This is a genomic window from Pannonibacter phragmitetus, from assembly GCF_050510895.1.
GTDB classification, from domain to species: domain Bacteria; phylum Pseudomonadota; class Alphaproteobacteria; order Rhizobiales; family Stappiaceae; genus Pannonibacter; species Pannonibacter phragmitetus_B.
This window is the reverse complement of sequence record NZ_JBNINT010000001.1, coordinates 604,435-619,272: the sequence shown is the minus strand read 5'-3', so window position 1 is coordinate 619,272 and position 14,838 is coordinate 604,435. Positions and strand designations below refer to the sequence as shown.

The window sequence follows — 14,838 nt, the reverse complement described above, 5'->3', positions numbered from 1 at the left end:
ATGAACGGGCATTTCAGGTCATGACCCATGGGCTAACACCTATAGCGGCTAGAGGTTCAAGAGGTTTTTTATATAGAACGGAGTCCATTTTTCGAGGCGGAAAAGGCATTGCCGGTGATGGACTCAAAAGCCGACTCGTGAAACATGACAGGATTGAGACACCTGAATGACGTTCAAAATGGCATGCCTCGATATTCATCTTGCAGGCACAGTTTTGAACGCCTTACCATCCGGTCAAAAAGCAGGGACAGCGACAGAAGGAACTCCAGATGAAGAGCAGATCCAGTTTTGACGTCAGCCGCCGCGGCCTTCTTCTTGGTGCAGGCGCAGCCTTTGCAGGCAGCGCATTGCTGCCCCGGATTGCATTTGCGCAGACACCTCTCAAGGTTGCAGGAATCTACACGGTTCCGGTGGAGCAGCAGTGGGTGAGCCGCATTCATATCGCTGCGGAAGCGGCGAAGAAGGCGGGGCTCATCGAATACACATTCTCGGAAAACACCAGCAACACCGACTACCCGCGTGTGATGCGCGAATATGCCGAGGGCGGCGCACAGCTGATCGTCGGCGAAATCTTCGGCGTGGAGCAGGAAGCCCGTGAAGTGGCGGCCGACTATCCGGAAACCGCGTTCCTCATGGGCTCCTCCTTCAAGCCGGAAGAGAGCCTTGCCAACCTTTCCGTCTTCGACAACTACATCCAGGACGCATCCTACCTCTCCGGCATCATTGCCGGTGCCATGACCAAGTCCGGCAAGATCGGCATGGTCGGCGGCTTCCCCATTCCGGAAGTGAACCGCCTGATGAATGCCTTCATGGCTGGCGTCAAGGAAACCCGCCCGGATGCTACCTTCCAGGTCAGCTTCATTGGCTCCTGGTTTGATCCGCCGAAGGCCAAGGAGACTGCCTTCGCCATGATCGACGGCGGCGCGGACCTTCTCTATGCGGAGCGTTTCGGCGTTTCGGATGCCGCCAAGGAGCGTGGCGTTCTGGCCATCGGCAATGTCATCGACACCCAGTCCGACTATCCGGAAACCGTGGTGGCCTCTGCCCTGTGGCACTTCGAACCGACGCTGAACAAGGCCATTGAGGCCGTTGCCGCAGGCAGCTTCAAGGCAGAGGACTACGGCGTCTATTCCTTCATGAAGGAAGGCGGCTGCTCGCTCGCCCCGCTCGGCACCTTCGAGGGCAAGGTTCCTGCCGCTGCCATGGATCTGGTCAAGGCTCGCGAGGCTGCGATCAAGGATGGCAGCTTCACCGTCACCATCAATGACGACGAGCCCAAGTCCTCGTGAGCACCTCTGACAAGGAGGCGCAGGATCCCGTCCTGCGCCTCAACGGCATCACCAAGCGCTTTGGGGCCCTCACCGCCAATGACAGCATCAGCCTGACCCTGAACCGGGGCGAAATCGTCGCTCTGCTCGGGGAAAATGGTGCTGGCAAGACGACCTTGATGAACATCCTCTTCGGCCATTACACCGCCGATGCGGGCACCGTCGAGGTCTTCGGCAAGGAGCTGCCGCCGGGCCGCCCGCGTGCTGCGCTTGCGGCAGGCGTTGGCATGGTGCATCAGCATTTCACGCTGGCCGAGCACCTGAGCGTTGCGGAAAACATCGTGCTGGGCACGGCGCCGCTGTTCCGCCTGTCACTCGGCCTTGGCGCTGCCCGCCAGCGCATCCGCACCCTTTCGGAGGACTTCGGCCTCAAGGTCGATCCGGATGCCCGCGTCTCCACCCTGTCCGTTGGTGAAAAGCAGCGCGTGGAGATCCTGAAGGCGCTCTACCGCAATGCCCGCATTCTCATTCTGGATGAGCCCACCGCCGTCCTGACGCCGCAGGAAACCGATGCCCTCTTTGCGACGCTGAAGCGCGCCGTAGCGATCGGCCTTTCCATCGTCTTCATCAGCCACAAGCTGCATGAGGTGACGGCCGTGGCGGACCGCTGCGTCGTGCTGCGCCATGGCAAGGTGGTTGCCGAACGCCAGACCTCCGCAACCTCCGCCCGCGAGCTTGCCTCGCTGATGGTTGGCGGCGATGTGCCGGAGCTTGCCCCTCCACCGCAAAGCCGGGCCGCACCATCTTTGCCCTGCGCAATGTGTCAACGCCGGATCAGGAGGGCGCACCTGGCCTCAAACGTGTGACACTGGAGCTGAAGGCAGGCCAGATCACCGGGCTTGCCGGAGTTTCCGGAAACGGCCAGACGGACATATCCGATCTGGTGGCAGGACTAGCCAGCCCGGATCAGGGCAGCATTCACGTGGAAGGTACCGTGCCGCTGCGCTGGACGCCCGAAGCTGCCGTCAGCGCCGGTATAGCCCGCATTCCCGAAGACCGGCACAAGACCGGCACCATTGCCGACTTCAGCCTGACCGAGAACGCCATTCTGGAAACCTACCACCAGCGCCCCTTCTCCCGCGCCGGATGGATGAACAGGGCGGCAGCGGAGTACTTCACGCAGCACATCATCGACACCTACGATGTGCGCTGCCCAGGGCCAGATACCCGCATCCGCCTGCTGTCGGGCGGCAACATGCAAAAGCTGATTCTGGGCCGTGTGCTGGAGCCGGGACCGCATGTGATCCTCGCCAACCAGCCGGTGCGCGGGCTCGATATCGGAGCCATCACCTTCGTGCATTCCCGCCTGATTGCGGCGCGCGATGCAGGCGCGGCCGTGCTGCTGATCTCGGAAGATCTGGACGAGGTACAGCGGCTGTCGGATGTGATTCACGTGGTCTATGAAGGACGCCTTTCACCTGGCTTTGCCCGGGGCAGTCTCACCACGGAACAGCTTGGTCTTTGGATGACCGGACAAGGATTTGATCATGCGGCTTGAGCCGGTCGCCAACCCCAGCCTCTTGCGCCGTGCGGGCCTTCCGGCCCTGGCGCTGGCGCTCACCGTCGTGGCGGGATCGCTGCTGGCGCTCATTGCCGGGGCAGACCCGTTCCAGACGCTGGGGCTCATCGTCAAGGGCGCTGCGGGCAGCAAGTTTGCCCTGCTGGAAACCCTCAACCGGGCAACGCCGCTCATCTTCACCGGCCTTGCCGTTGCGGTCGCCTTCCGGGCGCGGCTGTGGAACATCGGTGCGGAAGCCCAGCTTTATGCAGGTGCCATTGTTGCGGCGCTGATTGGCGCTCATGTCACCGGCCTGCCGCAACTGCCGCTGCTGGCGCTCATGGCCTTTGCTGCCATGCTGGCGGGCGCTGTCATGCTGCTGCCGCCAGTGCTGCTGAAAACCCGCTTTGGCGTGGATGAAGTGGTGACGACCCTGCTCGTCAACTTCATCATGCTGCTTTTCGTCTCCTACCTGCTGGAAGGCCCGATGAAGGATCCGGCGGGCATGGGCTGGCCGAAGTCTGCCGCCCTTGCCAAGGATGCCCGCCTGCCGCGCATCATGGAAGGCCTGCGCCTGCATTGGGGCTTTGCGCTGGCGCTGATTTCAGCCGTTGCCGTCTGGGTCATCCAGACCCGCACCACGCTTGGCTACGAGATCCGCGCCACCGGCCTCAACCAGAAGGCCGCACGCTTTGCCGGCATTCCGGTCAACATGGTGCTGGTAAAGACCGCGCTGCTCTCCGGCGGCCTTGCTGCCATGGCCGGCTTCAGCGAGGTTTCCGGCCTCAAGGGCCACCTCAGCCTCGATCTGTCGGCCAACTTTGGCTACACGGGCATCGTCGTTGCCATGCTGGCGCTGCTGCACCCGCTTGCCGTCGTACCCTCGGCCATCTTCGTGGCGGGCATATTCGTTGGTGCCAACAGCATGAGCCGTGCCGCCGCCGTGCCATCCTACATTGCCGACATGCTGCTGGCCATCGCGCTGCTCTTCATGGTGCTGGCCATTCTTCTGACACGCTACCGGGTGAGGCGCGGATGAACGAGCTTCTGGACATCCTGCTCTCCGCCAGCCTCTGGGCAGCGGCCATCCGCATCGCTTCGCCGCTGATCTTTGCCACCATGGGCGAACTCATCTGCGAGCGGGCGGGCGTTCTGAACCTCGGCATCGAGGGCATCATGGTCATCGGCGCCTTCACCGGCTGGGTGGCCGTCTACATGGGCGCACCGCTGTGGTGGGGCGTCGCCGCAGCGCTGCTCGCCGGCATGGCCTTCGGCCTTATCCATGCGGTGCTTACCGTGCCCTTCGGCCTGTCGCAGCATGTGGTGGGCCTTGGCGTCACCATGCTGGCCACGTCCTCCAGCTATTTCGCTTACCGCCTGCTGCTGCCGGAAGTCACAAGCCCGCCGAAAATCGAGCCTTTCCAGCCGCTGCCCATTCCGGGCCTCTCCAGCTTGCCGCTGGTGGGCGAGGCGCTGTTCAGCCAGACCGCCCTCACCTATGCCGCCTTCCTGACGGCGCTGGTCATCGCGCTGGTGCTGTACCGCACGCCGCTCGGCCTTGCGGTGCGCGCTGCGGGTGAGAACCCGGCAGCGGTGGAGGCTCAGGGGCTTTCGGTCACGGCCCTGCGCATGGGCGCGGTCATCTTCGGCTCGGGCCTGATGGCAGTCGGCGGCTCGTTCCTGACGCTCTCGGCCTTCTCGTCCTTCTTCTTCGAAATGATCAACGGGCGCGGCTGGATCTGCATCGCCCTCGTCGTCTTCGGCGCCTGGAAGCCGGGCAAGGCGGTGCTGGGCGCCATCCTCTTTGCCGCCTTCGATGCGCTGCAGGTGCGCCTGCAACAAACGGGCTTTGGCGCCATCGTGCCCTATCAGGTGTTCCTGATGCTGCCCTTCATCCTGTCCATTCTGGCGCTCATCCTCATGTCCCGGCGGGCCGAAGTGCCTGCTGCGCTGATGCAGCCCTTCAACAAGGGGGAACGCTGATGTTCGACCTCATCATAAAGGGCGGCACGCTGCCCGATGGCACCACCGCCGACATCGCCATCACGGGCGAGCGCATCGCCGAAGTAGGCCATCTCGATGACGCCGCCTTTGCCAATGCGGCCCGCGTGATCGACGCCACGGGCGATCTCGTCTCCCCGCCCTTCGTTGATCCGCATTTCCACATGGATGCAACCCTATCCTACGGCCTGCCCCGGGTGAATGCTTCCGGCACGCTGCTGGAGGGCATCTCGCTGTGGGGCGAACTGCGCGAAATCGCCAGCGTCGAGGACATGGTCTCCCGTGCCCTCACCTATTGCGACTGGGCCGTTTCCACGGGCCTTCTTGCCATCCGCACCCATGTGGACACGACACCGGACCACCTGCGCGGCGTGGAAGCCATGCTGGAGGTCAAGCGCATCGTCTCGCCTTATCTCGACCTGCAACTCGTTGCCTTCCCGCAGGACGGGCTCTACCGCACGAAGACGGGCCGCGAGAATGTGCTGCGGGCACTCGATATGGGCGTCGATGTGGTCGGCGGCATCCCGCATTTCGAGCGCACCATGGAAGACGGGATGGCGTCCGTGAAGGATCTCGCCCGCATCGCCGCCGAACGCGGCCTGATGCTGGACCTGCACTGCGACGAAACCGACGATCCGATGAGCCGCCACGTGGAAACGCTGGCCGCCGAAGTGACGCGCCATGGCCTTGGCGGGCGGGCGGCGGGAAGCCACCTCACCTCCATGCATTCCATGGATAATTACTACGTCTCCAAGCTGCTGCCGCTGATCGCGGAAAGCGGCATGGCGGCCATTCCCAATCCGCTGATCAACATCACCCTGCAGGGCCGCCACGACACTTACCCCAAGCGGCGCGGCCTGACGCGGGTGAAGGAGATGCAGGCCCACGGCATCACCGTTGGCTGGGGCCAGGATTGCGTGCTCGATCCGTGGTACTCGCTTGGCACCGCCGACATGCTGGACGTGGCCTTCATGGGCCTGCACGTGGCGCAAATGACCCATCCGGCAGAGATGGCCCGCTGCTTCCGCATGGTGACGGAAGACAATGCAAAGATCCTCAATCTGGAAGGCTATGGCCTTGCGCCTGGCTGCAAGGCGTCGCTGGTGGTGCTGGATGCAGGCAACCCGGTGGAAGCCCTGCGCCTGCGGCCTGACCGGCTGGCAGTTGTCTCCAAAGGCAAGATCGTGGCCGAGCGCCCCCGCAACAACACCCGCCTCACCCTCCCCGGCCGCCCGGCCACCATCCGCCGCCGGCATGAGGGAAAATGAGGGGCTAAGGGACCAACGCGCGCTCCGCTCGCCTCAACGTCAGCCTAGATCCGCATCCTCAGGCGATGCCCAGAAACAGTGCCAGCGAGCGGGTCACTGCAATCATGGAAGCCTCATCCAGCCTTCCAATGACCTGACCTATCCGGTCGCTGCGCACAGTGTGGATTTTGTCCACCATGATCTCTGAGCGTTTGCGCAGACCGTTTGTTTCTGATGGCTCGACAGAGAGGCGGAAGATCGGCAGATCGCGCAGATCGCTCGTCACCGGCAGCACGGTGACAGATGGCAGCGCCTCAAAGAAATCAGACTGAACGACAACAGCGGGGCGCGGCTTACCATAGTCTCCCTGCAGCGCGACGAGAACGATATCCCCGCGCTTCATTCCCAGCCCTGCGTCTCTGCGGCCTCTTCGATCCAGTCGAGGATTTCCGTTTCAACCGGATCCTCGCGCAACGACAGACACTGCCGCCGGATTTCCACGGCAAAGCCCGGCCTGCTGGTATCTGGCACCCAGACCTGCACTGGCCGCAGCCCGGCAGCGCGCAACGCTTCCCGGTGCTTGGCAACACGCGCCTTGACGGATGCACCCACGTCCTATGCTCCCATTCGTTACATGTAACAATTGTGCCAGAAGGGAGAACACCGATCAAGGGAGTCGCGCCGCAGCCTATCCCCGTCCTCCTTCGTCATGCCATGGTCAAGCCATGGCATGACGGAAATCGAAAGGCTACGGGAAGAAACCGCTCAAACAGAGGCCCCCGGCGATTGCTCGCCGGGGGCTTGGTGATTCAGAAAGCCACTTGCCGGATCAGCGCAGGTCTGCGGGCAACAGGGCTTCGGGGAGGTTCTGGTAGCTGACGGGGCGGAGCCAGCGGCGGATGGCCATGGTGCCGACCGAGGTGGCGCCGAAGTTGGTCGAGGCCGGATAGGGGCCGCCGTGCACCATGGCGTCGCACACTTCCACACCGGTCGGGAAACCGTTGGCCAAAATGCGGCCTGCCTTGCGCTCCAGCACAGGCATCAGGCTGGCGGCGAGTTCCACATCGCCATCATCCATCTGCAGGGTCACGGTCAGCTGGCCCTCGAAGCTTTCCGCGATGCGGGCCAGCTCTTCCTTGTCCTTGACGCGCACGACGATGCCGAGCGGGCCAAAGACTTCATGCGTCAGCGCCGGATTGGCGAGGAGCTGCGCGCCTGTCGTCTCGAACAGGTGCGGTGCGGCCTGACGGGCCGGGCAGGTTCCGGTGAGGCGAGCCTTGGCAGCGCCCGTGGCGGCGATCTTTTCAGCGCCAGCAGCAAAGGCGGACGCGATGCCGTCCGTCAGCATGGTCTGCGGCGCGACTTCCTTCAGGGCAGCTTCCGCCGTGGCGATGAAGGCATCTGCCCCTGCTCCGTCCATGACCAGCACGAGGCCGGGGTTGGTGCAAAACTGGCCAACACCCATGGTCAGGCTTCCGGCCCAGCCCTTGGCAATCGACTCGCCGCGTGCCGCATGGGCTGCGGGCAGAACGAAGACCGGGTTGACGCTGCCCAGCTCGCCGAAGAAGGGGATCGGCTCGGGCCGCGAGGCACACAGGTCAAACAGCGCACGCCCGCCACCGAGCGAACCGGTGAAGCCGACAGCCTTGATCAGCGGATGGCGCACCAGCGCCTCGCCCAGTTCCCGCGAAGGGCCCTGAATCAGCGAGAACACGCCAGCCGGCATGCCGCAAGCCTTGATGGCTGCATCGATGGCCTGCGCCACCAGCTCGCCCGTGCCGGGATGGGCCGGATGGCCTTTGACCACCACCGGGCAGCCTGCGGCCAGCGCACTGGCGGTGTCGCCACCGGCCGTGGAGAAGGCCAGCGGGAAGTTGGATGCGCCGAACACGGCCACCGGGCCAATCGGGCGCTGGATCAGGCGGATTTCCGGGCGCGGCAGCGGAGCGCGGTCCGGCAGGGCCGCGTCCTTGCGTACATCCAGATATGCGCCCTTGCGGATCTCGGCAGCAAACAGGCGCAGCTGGCCGGTGGTGCGGCCACGCTCGCCTTCCAGGCGGGCAGTGGGCAGCGCACTTTCGGCGGCAGCGACTTCGGTGATTTCCGCGCCGCGTGCCTCGATCTCCGTGGCGATGCGCTCCAGGAATACGGCGCGCTCCTCGCGGGAGGTGGCAGCATAAGCGGCAAAAGCTGCTTCGGCGGCCTTCACCGCCGCGTCCACCTCCGCCGGGCCGCCAGCGGCGAACTGGCGGGGCCCGCCCGTGACGGGCGAAGAGGAAAAGACTTCAGAACCTGCAACCCAGGCTCCGGCGATCAGGTGCTTTCCGGTCAGCATGATCTCTCTTTGATTAGAAGTGGAACGGCTCGGTCACAAGCCGCCGTCCAAGGGTCATGGCATCGGACACATGGACCATCGGCGTCAAGTCCACATCCCGTTTTCCGCCACGCACCAGGTCTGCCATATGGGCATAAAGGCGCGGATATTCACGGTCGGGACCGTCAATTTTCTGCCCGTCCGAGGTTTCCATCTCCGCCCCGCCCTTGCGCAGCACCAGCGATCCGGCGTCCGTCTCGACCTCGATATCCCAGGTCTGCGGGCCTTCCTGCCGCCAGTCGAAATCCGCAGAGACATTGCCAGAGAACTTCAGATCCGCCGCAATCGGTGTCTGGCGGTTTTCCGGGAAGGTCAGTTCGGCGCTGACGAGATGCACCGGCACCGGCAGGATGGCGGTCAGGATCGACAGGGCATTGATGCCCGGATCAAACACACCCATGCCGCCCGGCTCGAACACCCAGTCCTGACCGGGGTGCCACTTGCGCACATCCTCGCGCCAGGTGATGTGGGCGCGCGTGACCTTACGGGTGGAGAGCCACTGGCGTGCAGGCTCCACGGCATTGGCCATGCGGCTGTGCCAGGTGGCAAACAGCGTCAACCCGCGTTCTGTGGCCAGCGCCTCCAGCGCATGCACTTCGGCAAGCGTTGCTCCCGGCGGCTTTTCCAGCATCACGTGGCGGCCAGCCTTCAGCGCCGCTTGCGCATAGGTGAAACGCGGCACCGGCGGCAGGCACAGGGAAATCACGGAAATGTCTGGCCGCTCTGCCAGCATTTGCGCGAAATCGCGGTAGGACGGCACGCCGTCCACCTGCCCCTGACGGGAAACGGTTGCCTCAAGCCGCCAGTCGGAACTGGCGGCCAGAGCTGGCACATGCTGGTCAACGGCGATCTTGCCGATGCCCACCAGTGCAACGGGAAGGGCTTGCGGCATCAATGCGAGTCCTTGCCCACCGGGGCACCACGGCAGCCCTTGAGGAAGTCAAGGTCCGCGCCGGTGTCGGCACCCATCACATGCTTGTGGTGCAGCATGGCATAACCGCTGTCCGGCGGGGTGATGCGCGGTGTCCAGGCGGCAAGGCGCCGGTCCAGCTCTTCCTGCGGAATGTCGAGGTGGAGGCGGCGAGCCTCAACGTCCAGCTCGATGTAGTCGCCATCCTGCACCACGGCCAGAGGACCGCCAACGGCAGCTTCCGGGGAGGTGTGCAGCAGCACGGTGCCAAAGGCGGTACCGGACATGCGAGCGTCGGAGATGCGCACCATATCGGTGATGCCCTTGCGCAGCACCTTCGGCGGCAGGCCCATGTTGCCCACTTCGGCCATGCCGGGATAGCCGCGCGGGCCGCAGTTCTTCAGAACCATCACGCAGGTCTCGTCAATGTCGAGTGCCTCGTCGTTGATCTTGGCCTTGTAGTCGTCGATGTCCTCGAAGACCACGGCCCGGCCACGGTGCTTCATCAGCGACGGCGTGGCGGCGGACGGCTTCAGCACCGCACCCTTCGGCGCCAGATTGCCGCGCAGCACGACGATGCCGCCCGACTGGGTGAGCGCCTTGTCTGCGGGCAGGATCACGTCCTCGTTGTGGTTCACAACGTCCTTGACCTGATCCCACATGCTCTCGCCCGAAACGGTCAGCGCATCCTTGTGCAGCAGGCCCGCTTCGCCCAGGCGCTTGATCACCACCGGCAGGCCGCCTGCGTAGAAGAACTCTTCCATCAGGTACTTGCCGGAGGGCATCAGGTTGACGATCGTCGGAATATCGCGGCCGCAGCGGTCCCAGTCGTCCAGCGACAGGTCGATGCCGACACGCCCTGCAATCGCTAGCAGGTGGATCACCGCATTGGTCGAGCCGCCGATGGCCGCATTGGTGCGGATGGCGTTCTCGAAGGCCTCCTTGGTCATCACGTCAGAAGGCTTCAGGTCGTCCTTCACCATCTGCACGATGCGGCGGCCGGTCATCTGCGCCATCACGCGGCGGCGGCTGTCCACCGCCGGAATGGCGGCGTTGCCGGACAGGGCCATGCCGAGCGCTTCGGCCATGCTGGCCATGGTGGAAGCCGTGCCCATGGTGTTGCACGAGCCGGGGCTGCGCGACATGGAGGCTTCGGCCTCGGCGAATTCGGCAGCGGTCATCTCGCCAGCCTTCACGGCTTCGGAAAACTTCCACAGATGTGTGCCGGAACCAACGCGCTCATTGCGGTAATAGCCATTGAGCATCGGCCCGCCGGTGACGACGATGGACGGCAGGTTCGTCGAAGCGGCGGCCATCAGCAGGCTGGGCGTGGTCTTGTCACAGCCCACCATCAGCACACAGCCATCCATCGGCTGGCCGCGCATCGCCTCTTCCACCGCCATGGCCGCAAGGTTGCGGAACATCATCGCGGTCGGGCGGAAGGCGCTCTCGCTGGCGGAGAACACCGGCACTTCCACCGGAAAGCCGCCAGCCTCATAGATGCCGTTCTTCACCCGCTGCGCCAGATCATTGAGATGGGCGTTGCAGGGCGTCAGTTCGGACCAGGTGTTGAGAATGCCGATGACCGGGCGGCCATCGAACAAGTCATGCGGGAAGCCCTGGTTCTTCATCCAGCCGCGGTGATAGATCGCATCGCGCGACGTGCCGCCGAACCATTCCTGCGAACGGAGCTTGCGGGGCCAGGGAGCGGGTTTGAAGGTCATCTCGGTCTCACAGTGCTTTGACGGTCAGGGCGCCGGTTTCTTTGGACGCGAAGACGAGGGGATTGACGAGCGGCAGACCGAAGCCTTCTGCCTCGATCTCGAAAATATCGCCAGCCTCGGTACGGATGCCATCGGCAAAGGACAGGGTCGCCGTGCCGAACATGTGCACATGCACGTCGCCCGGCTGGCGGAACAGGCCGTACTTGAAGTGGTGATGCTCAAGATTGGCGAGCGTATGCGACATGTTCGCTTCACCCGACAGGAACGGCTTTTCCCACAGCACCTTGCCATTGCGGCGGATGCGGGACGTGCCGCGCACATCGGCAGGCATATCCCCCACGAGGATCTCGGGACCGAAGGACGCATGGCGCAGCTTGGAATGGGCCAGCCACAGATAGTTCACCCGTTCGGTCACATGGTCGGAGAACTCGTTGGCCACTGCCCAGCCCACACGGCAAGGCGTGCCATCGGGGGCAATCACATAGATGCCAGCGAGTTCCGGCTCCTCGCCGCCATCCTCGGCAAAGCCGGGGGCTTCCAGCGACTCACCGCTGGCAACGGCGGCAAAGCCATTGCCTTTGTAGAACCATTCCGGCTGCGCGCCGACGGCGCCGCTTTCCGGGCGCCCGCCTTCCAGGCCCATGCGGAACATCTTCATGGAGTCGGTCAGCGTCTCGGCGCCTTCGAGCTTCGCATGCATGGCGTCGCGGGCAGACGCGGACCCCAGATGGGTCAGGCCCGTGCCGGTCAGGTGAAGATGCGCCGGATCCGGATGGGTGATCGGAAGCATCAGCCGGCCTTCAGCGGCGGCCTGCTCCAGATCGACGGTCTCGCCAAGGCCGCGTTCTTCGATCACGGCCTTCAGGCTGCGCCCGCTGGAAGCAGCCGCCATGGCCAGTTCATAGGTGCTGGCCGTATCACGCAGGATTGCGGCCTTGCCGCCATCACGAACCGCGACGGAGATGGAGCCATCCGGGTTACGAAGCTGGGAAATCAGCATGAAAGCCTCACTTGTTCTTGCTGTAGACGTCGAAGATGACGGCGGCGAGGAGGACGAGGCCGATGATCATCTGCTGATAGTCGATGCCGATGCTCATGATCGACATGCCCATGTTCATCACGCCCATGAAGAGCGCGCCGATGACGACGCCCATGATCTTGCCGGAACCGCCCGTCATGGAGGCGCCACCGATGAAGACCGAGGCGATGGCCACCAGCTCGAAACCCGTGCCTGCCTTCGGCGTTGCCGAGTTGAGGCGGGCCGTCACCATCATGCCGGCAAGAGCGGAAAGCACACCCATGTTGACGAAACAGAAGAACACCAGCCGCTCTGTCTTGATGCCGGAGAGCTTCGCAGCCTTCTCGTTGCCGCCCACCGCATAAATGCGGCGGCCGAGCGATGTATTTTCCGTCAGGAAGGCGTAGAGCACCGTCAGCAATGTCACGACCACCAGCACATTCGGCAGCCCCGGAACGAGGAAAGCTGATACCCGACGAAAGCCAGCGCCAGTGCGATCAGGACATTGCGGCCCACAAAGAAGCCCATCGGCTCCTGCACCACGCTGAACTGCTGTTCACGCGCCCTGCCCCTCAGGCCGAAGAGAAACACCGCAAGAATGGCAACGGCGATGATCAGCAGTGTCAGGCCGTGTGGGCGGCCGATGCCCAGAAGATCCGGAATGAAGCCGTTGGACATCGCCTGGAATTCCCGCGGGAACGGGCCGATGTTCTGCCCGCCCAGCATCCACATGGTCGCACCACGGAACACCATCATGCCCGCCAGCGTCACGATGAAGGAGGGGATGCGCCAGAAGGCGATCCAGTAGCCCTGCATGGCACCGATGATGCCGCCGACGATCAGCGTCAGCGGAATGACGACATAGTAGGGCAGTCCCTGCTGCACCGTCAGCCAGGCCGCGATGGCACCGGTGAAGGCTGCGACCGAGCCGACCGACAGGTCAATATGCCCGGCGACGATAACCAGCAGCATACCCAGCGCCAGAACGATGATGTGACCGTTCTGCAGGAACACGTTTGTGATGATCTGCGGCTGCAGGAAGTTGACCGGTTGATCCCGGAGCTGCAGCACGATGGTGAAGAAGGCAACGATGGCAACCAGCGCCATCAGCATGCCGTTTTCCCTGAGATGCCCGCCCAGAAGCGTGCTCAGGTCCTTGCGTTCAGATGCCGTTTGCCCCGCCATCACGCCACCTTTTCCTTGTCCACTGTCTTGAGGATCATGGCCATGATCCGCTCCTGGCTGGCTTCCGCCTTGCCGAGCTCGCCGACGATCCGTCCCTCGTTCATCACATAAATGCGGTCACACATGCCCAGAAGCTCAGGCATTTCCGAAGAGATCATGACGACGCCGCGTCCCTGCGCGACCAGCTCGTTCATGATCGTGTAGATTTCGAACTTCGCCCCCACGTCGATACCGCGCGTCGGCTCGTCCAGAATGAGCACCTGCGGATCGGTGAAGAGCCACTTGGACAGCACCACCTTCTGCTGGTTTCCGCCCGAAAGGTTCACTGCCTTCTGATGCACACCCGGCGTGCGGATGGACATTGCGCGGCGGTAGTCTTCCGCGATCTTCTTCTCGCGGTGCTTGTCGAGAACACCCTTCGTGGCAATGCCGGCCAGATTGGCGAGGCTGATGTTGCGCACGATCGGCTCATCCAGGATCAAGCCCAGCGCCTTGCGGTCTTCCGTGACATAGGCAAGCCCGGCATCGACGGCTTTCGAGACGGTGGAGGTATCCACGTCCTTGCCGCCCATGCGGACAGCACCGGAAATGTTGCGGCCATAGGCCTTGCCGAAGATGCTCATGGCAAGTTCCGTGCGGCCCGAGCCCATCAGGCCGGCGATGCCGACGATCTCACCCTTGCGCACAGTAAAGGCAGCATCGGCGATGACCTGCCGCTCACGCACTTCCGGGTGCCAGACGTTCCAGCCAGACACTTCCATCAGCACTTCGCCAGGCTTGTGCTCCCGGTCCGGATAGCGATGCGCCATGTCGCGGCCCACCATGTCACGGATGATCCGCTCTTCCGTGATATCCGCCCGGTCAATCGTGGACACGGTCGTGCCGTCGCGCAGGATGGTGATCCGGTCGGCAACGCGGGAAATCTCGTTGAGCTTGTGCGAGATGAGGATGGAAGTCACCCCTTGCGCCTTCAGCTCCAGCATCAGGTCGAGCAGCTTCTGGCTGTCGTTTTCCTGCAATGCCGCCGTCGGCTCATCCAGAATGAGAAGCCGGACATCCTTGGCCAAAGCCTTGGCAATCTCGACGAGCTGCTGCTTGCCGACGCCCAGCTTCTCCACCTTGGTGGCCGGGGCTTCGTTGAGGCCCACCTTCTTCAGATAGTCGGCGGTGCGCGCAAAGGTCTGCGGCCAGTTGATCACGCCGTTGGTGGCAACCTCGTTGCCGAGAAACAGGTTCTCCGCGATGGACAGGAGCGGCACCAGCGCCAGCTCCTGGTGAATGATGATGATGCCCTTGGCTTCGCTGTCCTTGATGGAGCGCATCTGCAGCGTTTCGCCGGCATAGATGATGTCGCCCTCGTAGGAGCCGTAGCCATAGACGCCGGACAGCACCTTCATCAGAGTGCTCTTGCCCGCGCCGTTTTCGCCGCAAATGGCGTGAATTTCGCCCTCTTCCACGGTCAGATTCACCCGGTCGAGCGCCTTGACGCCGGGGAAGACCTTGGAGATGCCGCGCATTTCCAGAAGGGTTGCCATCGAACCTCTCAGGGTAAC

General features: G+C 63.6%; 13 protein-coding genes and 1 pseudogene. 6 read left to right on the top strand and 8 right to left on the bottom strand.

All coding sequences use genetic code 11. From position 1 onward, the window contains the following. Window positions 1-269: 269 nt before the first annotated feature. Genes ACQB61_RS02945 through ACQB61_RS02920 form a run of 6 tightly spaced genes read left to right on the top strand, consistent with a single transcriptional unit; the run spans window position 270 to window position 6,095 of the window. Window positions 270-1,289, top strand: a complete 1,020-nt coding sequence (locus ACQB61_RS02945) for a BMP family protein (protein WP_430511424.1) — start codon at window positions 270-272, stop codon at window positions 1,287-1,289. Continuing rightward, window positions 1,286-2,134 carry an ATP-binding cassette domain-containing protein gene (locus tag ACQB61_RS02940; protein WP_430511423.1) on the top strand — a complete coding sequence of 283 codons (849 nt, stop codon included), beginning with the start codon at window positions 1,286-1,288 and terminating at the stop codon, window positions 2,132-2,134. The genes ACQB61_RS02945 and ACQB61_RS02940 overlap by 4 nt, the downstream gene beginning before the upstream one ends. Continuing rightward, complete coding sequence (locus tag ACQB61_RS02935; protein WP_430511422.1) at window positions 2,131-2,826, top strand: ATP-binding cassette domain-containing protein; 696 nt, start codon at window positions 2,131-2,133, stop codon at window positions 2,824-2,826. Before ACQB61_RS02940 ends, ACQB61_RS02935 begins: the two co-directional genes overlap by 4 nt. After that, a complete protein-coding gene (locus ACQB61_RS02930) occupies window positions 2,816-3,865 on the top strand; it encodes an ABC transporter permease (RefSeq protein WP_430511421.1) in 1,050 nt (349 codons plus the stop codon). Before ACQB61_RS02935 ends, ACQB61_RS02930 begins: the two co-directional genes overlap by 11 nt. After that, complete coding sequence (locus ACQB61_RS02925) at window positions 3,862-4,809, top strand: ABC transporter permease (protein ID WP_430511420.1); 948 nt, start codon at window positions 3,862-3,864, stop codon at window positions 4,807-4,809. Before ACQB61_RS02930 ends, ACQB61_RS02925 begins: the two co-directional genes overlap by 4 nt. Beyond that, window positions 4,806-6,095 (top strand): amidohydrolase family protein, encoded by a 1,290-nt coding sequence (locus ACQB61_RS02920; protein ID WP_430514271.1) that lies wholly within the window; start codon window positions 4,806-4,808, stop codon window positions 6,093-6,095. Before ACQB61_RS02925 ends, ACQB61_RS02920 begins: the two co-directional genes overlap by 4 nt. A gap of 58 nt (window positions 6,096-6,153) precedes the next feature. Here the strand turns inward: ACQB61_RS02920 and ACQB61_RS02915 are convergent, their stop codons facing one another. From ACQB61_RS02915 to mmsA, 8 genes and pseudogenes are all read right to left on the bottom strand, one after another. Beyond that, window positions 6,154-6,477 (bottom strand): type II toxin-antitoxin system PemK/MazF family toxin, encoded by a 324-nt coding sequence (locus ACQB61_RS02915; protein ID WP_019965555.1) that lies wholly within the window; start codon window positions 6,475-6,477, stop codon window positions 6,154-6,156. Then, the gene (locus ACQB61_RS02910) at window positions 6,474-6,686 is read right to left on the bottom strand and encodes an antitoxin MazE family protein (protein WP_430511419.1); all 213 of its coding nucleotides are present in this window, start codon (window positions 6,684-6,686) and stop codon (window positions 6,474-6,476) included. Before ACQB61_RS02910 ends, ACQB61_RS02915 begins: the two co-directional genes overlap by 4 nt. A 217-nt stretch (window positions 6,687-6,903) precedes the next feature. Further along, the gene (locus ACQB61_RS02905) at window positions 6,904-8,409 is read right to left on the bottom strand and encodes an aldehyde dehydrogenase (NADP(+)) (protein WP_430511418.1); all 1,506 of its coding nucleotides are present in this window, start codon (window positions 8,407-8,409) and stop codon (window positions 6,904-6,906) included. A 13-nt stretch (window positions 8,410-8,422) separates the two neighbouring features. Next, a complete protein-coding gene (locus ACQB61_RS02900; RefSeq protein ID WP_430511417.1) occupies window positions 8,423-9,340 on the bottom strand; it encodes a Gfo/Idh/MocA family protein in 918 nt (305 codons plus the stop codon). Beyond that, the gene (gene araD / locus ACQB61_RS02895; RefSeq protein ID WP_430511416.1) at window positions 9,340-11,082 is read right to left on the bottom strand and encodes an L-arabinonate dehydratase; all 1,743 of its coding nucleotides are present in this window, start codon (window positions 11,080-11,082) and stop codon (window positions 9,340-9,342) included. The genes ACQB61_RS02900 and araD overlap by 1 nt, the downstream gene beginning before the upstream one ends. Window positions 11,083-11,089: 7 nt before the next feature. Then, the gene (araD1, locus tag ACQB61_RS02890) at window positions 11,090-12,082 is read right to left on the bottom strand and encodes an AraD1 family protein (RefSeq protein ID WP_430511415.1); all 993 of its coding nucleotides are present in this window, start codon (window positions 12,080-12,082) and stop codon (window positions 11,090-11,092) included. 7 nt (window positions 12,083-12,089) lie between these two features. Continuing rightward, window positions 12,090-13,285: pseudogene (gene mmsB, locus ACQB61_RS02885) on the bottom strand (multiple monosaccharide ABC transporter permease). Beyond that, a complete protein-coding gene (gene mmsA, locus ACQB61_RS02880) occupies window positions 13,285-14,820 on the bottom strand; it encodes a multiple monosaccharide ABC transporter ATP-binding protein (RefSeq protein WP_430511414.1) in 1,536 nt (511 codons plus the stop codon). Before mmsA ends, mmsB begins: the two are co-directional and overlap by 1 nt. Between the last annotated feature and the right edge of the window lie 18 nt (window positions 14,821-14,838).

What these genes read in the sequence shown, in the direction of transcription:
- ACQB61_RS02945 (WP_430511424.1), top strand. Translation starts at nt 270, where the DNA reads ATGAAGAGCAGATCCAGTTTTGACGTCAGCCGCCGCGGCCTTCTTCTT.
- ACQB61_RS02930 (WP_430511421.1), top strand. Translation starts at nt 2,816, where the DNA reads ATGCGGCTTGAGCCGGTCGCCAACCCCAGCCTCTTGCGCCGTGCGGGC.
- ACQB61_RS02925 (WP_430511420.1), top strand. Translation starts at nt 3,862, where the DNA reads ATGAACGAGCTTCTGGACATCCTGCTCTCCGCCAGCCTCTGGGCAGCG.
- ACQB61_RS02915 (WP_019965555.1), bottom strand. Translation starts at nt 6,477, where the DNA reads ATGAAGCGCGGGGATATCGTTCTCGTCGCGCTGCAGGGAGACTATGGT.
- ACQB61_RS02905 (WP_430511418.1), bottom strand. Translation starts at nt 8,409, where the DNA reads ATGCTGACCGGAAAGCACCTGATCGCCGGAGCCTGGGTTGCAGGTTCT.
- ACQB61_RS02900 (WP_430511417.1), bottom strand. Translation starts at nt 9,340, where the DNA reads ATGCCGCAAGCCCTTCCCGTTGCACTGGTGGGCATCGGCAAGATCGCC.
- araD (WP_430511416.1), bottom strand. Translation starts at nt 11,082, where the DNA reads ATGACCTTCAAACCCGCTCCCTGGCCCCGCAAGCTCCGTTCGCAGGAA.
- araD1 (WP_430511415.1), bottom strand. Translation starts at nt 12,082, where the DNA reads ATGCTGATTTCCCAGCTTCGTAACCCGGATGGCTCCATCTCCGTCGCG.
- mmsA (WP_430511414.1), bottom strand. Translation starts at nt 14,820, where the DNA reads ATGGCAACCCTTCTGGAAATGCGCGGCATCTCCAAGGTCTTCCCCGGC.